This is a genomic window from Pseudomonadales bacterium, assembly GCA_013215025.1.
GTDB lineage: Bacteria > Pseudomonadota > Gammaproteobacteria > Pseudomonadales > DT-91 > DT-91.
Map to the genome: position 1 here is coordinate 1 of JABSRR010000353.1, position 1,533 is coordinate 1,533.

A 1,533-nucleotide genomic window follows, 5' to 3' on the forward strand; every position below is an offset into this window, starting at 1 on the left:
CTTCTACGAGGGGCGCGCGCGGCGGCGGGGGTTGCCGCGGCCGCGCACAGGGGCGGTGGCGTTCGTGCAGCGGTTCGACTCGGGGCTGCGGCTGAATCTGCACTACCACGTGGTGTGGCTGGACGGGGTGTATTCGTGGCAGCCGGGCCGCAGCGGGGTCGCGTGGCATGAGCACGAAGGGCTCGAAGACGCGGACGTCGCGCAGTTGGTGCGTCGCGTACGGGACCGCGTGCTGCGCGCGCTACGGCGCGCGGGCAAGTGGTGGCAGGATGGCGATGCGGCGGACGCCGACGCGGAGCTCGACGGGGAGCAGCAGCTGCTGTTGGCGCTGGCTTCAGGTGCGGTGACCGGGCGGGCGGCGCTTGGCGCGCGCGCGGGCGAAGGAGATGCGCGCGTCGGCCGTGGCAGCCGCGCGGAGCCGTTCGTCAAGGCGCCGCTGTGCGCGGACTGCGACGGGTTCTCGTTGCATGCTGGCGTGCGGGTCGCGGCGGGGGACCGCAGGCGGGTGGAGCACCTGCTGCGGTACGCAGGGCGTCCTGCGATCGCGGAGTCGCGGCTGTCGCTGCTAGGGGATGGTAGGGTGGCGTACGAACTGAAGCGGCGGTGGAAGGACGGCACAACGCACGTGGTGATGACACCCGAGGTGCTGATCGAGCGGCTGCTGGCGCTCGTTCCGCGGCCGAGGCGGCATCTGGTCACCTACCACGGGGTGTTGGCGCCGGCGTCTGGGCTGCGTTCGCGGATCGTGCCGCGGTGGGACGAGGAGCAGGAAGCCGAGGCCGACGGGGACGTCTCATCGTCGGCTGAGGACGAACCGCGCGCTCGGGCGATCGAACAGCTGGGTCGCCGGCGCCGGGCCGTGCCGCATGCGCCGGGGGATCGCCGGCGTCGGGCTGGTGGGGTGCGTCGCTACTCGTGGGCGGAGCTGCTGCGGCGGGTGTTCGACGTCGAGGTGCTGGTGTGCCCGCACTGCGGGGGCGCGCGGCGGCTGTTGGCCGCAATCACGGCGCCGGCGTCAATCGAACGGGTGCTGCGGGCGATGGGTCTGCCGCACGAGGCGCCGGAGGTGGCGAAGGCCAGGGCACCGCCGGGTGATGCGGAGTGGTGGGGAGCGTGAGGTGACGGCAGGTCAGGCTGCGATCAGGGTGTCGTGGCAGGGCCGGGGTGCGTGCTGGGGCAGCAGATCCGGGCAGAACGCCCGGCTAGCAGGGCGCGCGGCGGCGGGTTGACGGGCGCTTGCCAGGGGCGGATCGGCGTGGTGGTGGGGTTCGGGTGGGCCGGACCGCAGCTTGAACCGCCTACACACCCCTGCAGGACTCGAAGACGCAGGGCGGGGTTGTGCCAGGTCGTGCCACGCTGTGTCAGGATGTGCCTAACCGCGCCACGTGTCGGGCGATGCGGCAGCATCCGGCGCCGACGATCGTGCCACGTTGTGCCAGGCTGTGTCAGGTTGTGCCCGAGGGCATTGCACATTCCGTTGCACACTCTGGTTTGGAGCACCCGCAAGTGCAATGAGGAGCCAATGCCTAGATA

2 protein-coding genes are annotated in these 1,533 nt (G+C 71.9%); both read left to right on the forward strand.

Going from position 1 to position 1,533, the window contains the following annotated elements; genetic code table 11:
• Window positions 1–1,117, forward strand: a 1,117-nt coding sequence (locus tag HRU21_13600; GenBank protein NRA43317.1) for a transposase, incomplete at its 5' end; no start/stop codon positions are given.
• 221 nt (window positions 1,118–1,338) lie between these two features.
• Window positions 1,339–1,515 (forward strand): hypothetical protein, encoded by a 177-nt coding sequence (locus HRU21_13605; protein ID NRA43318.1) that lies wholly within the window; start codon window positions 1,339–1,341, stop codon window positions 1,513–1,515.
• The last annotated feature ends 18 nt before the right edge of the window (window positions 1,516–1,533 follow it).